Consider the following 1,306-nt stretch of genomic DNA (forward strand, 5'->3'; position numbering starts at 1 on the left):
CTGAGCTGCCCCGAGTTTCGTGGAGTCCGCGATCGTGTGATCAAGCGGTCTGGGGGACTTTCTCCAGTCTCGTCCAGTGCGCCTGTTCGTACTCGTCGGGTGGCAGGTAGCCGAGGGCGGAGTGGAGTCGTTCACCGTTGTACCACGCGACCCACTGGAAGACGGCCCGCTCGACCTCGTCGAAGTCCCGCCACGGACCCTGATGCTCGATCAGTTCGGCCTTGAACGTGCCGTTCAGGGCCTCGGCCATCGCGTTGTCGTACGAGTCGGCAACGGAGCCCACGGACGCGGAGGCGCCGGCCTCGGCCAATCGCTCTGTGTAGCGAATGGACACGTATTGCGACCCGCGGTCGCTGTGATGAATGAGGCCGGCGTCTTTCTTGATCTTCTGCCGCCACAGCGCCATCTCCAGCGCGTCCAGCGGTAGGTCCGTGCGCATGTGGGTGGCGGCCTGCCAGCCCACGATCCGACGGGAGTACGCGTCCAGGACGAACGCCACGTAGACCCAGCCCGACCAGGTCCGGATGTAGGTCAGGTCGGCCAGCCACAGCTGGTTCGGCCGCTCGGCGGTGAACCGACGGTTGACCAGGTCGGGCGGACGCGGCGCGGCCGGCTCCGGGACCGTGGTGCGGCGACGCTGCCCGCGGATGACGCCTTCGATCCCGAGTTCCCGCATCAGCCGCTCGACCGTGCAGCGGGCCACCGCGTGGCCGGCGCGGACCAGCGCGCGGGTGATGCGGCGGGCGCCGTACGTGCGACCGGAGTCCTCCCACGCCGCTGTGACCAGCGGAATCAGCTCCTCGTCGCGGAGCCGGCGGGCGGACTTCGGCCGCTGCTTGCGCGCGAAGTACGTCGAGGGCGACAGGTCCAGCACCCGGCAGACGGGATCGACCCCGAAGCCGTCACGCAGGTGGTCGATCACCTGCTCGGCCTCGTCCGGGGACGGTCGATCTCCTGGGCAAAAAACACGCTGGCGGCCTTGAGGATCTCGTTCGCGCGCCTCAACTCGGCGACTTCCTTGCGGAGTTCCTTCAGTTCGTCGCGTTCGACGGTGCTGAGGCGGTCGTCACGCTCGCCTGCGTCGGCCTCGGCCTGGCGGACCCAGGACCGCAGGGCCTCCTTGTGAATGCCGAGGTCACGGGCCACGTGAGCGACAGGCCGGCCGGTCGACCGGACCTCGCGGACGGCGCGCTCACGGAGCTCATCCGGGTACTTACGGGGTGCTGGCACTGCTCGTGGTTCTCCTTACGCCTGGATCGTAACAAACCCAGACATCAGGGACTCCACGAAAGCCAGAGCAGCTCAG

The 1,306-nt window shown here is 68.1% G+C and carries 1 protein-coding gene; it reads right to left on the reverse strand.

What is annotated here, in order from left to right:
- Positions 1-40: 40 nt before the first annotated feature.
- Positions 41-1,230, reverse strand: a protein-coding gene (locus ACIQ87_RS40310) for an IS3 family transposase (RefSeq protein WP_402417253.1) whose coding sequence is annotated in 2 segments (ribosomal slippage) — positions 41-966 and positions 966-1,230 — 1,191 coding nt in all. Because the reading frame shifts where the segments join, the coding sequence is not laid out codon by codon here.
- Between the last annotated feature and the right edge of the window lie 76 nt (positions 1,231-1,306).

Origin of the sequence: Kitasatospora sp. NPDC096204, from assembly GCF_044763205.1 — a bacterium.
Lineage (GTDB): Bacteria > Actinomycetota > Actinomycetes > Streptomycetales > Streptomycetaceae > Kitasatospora.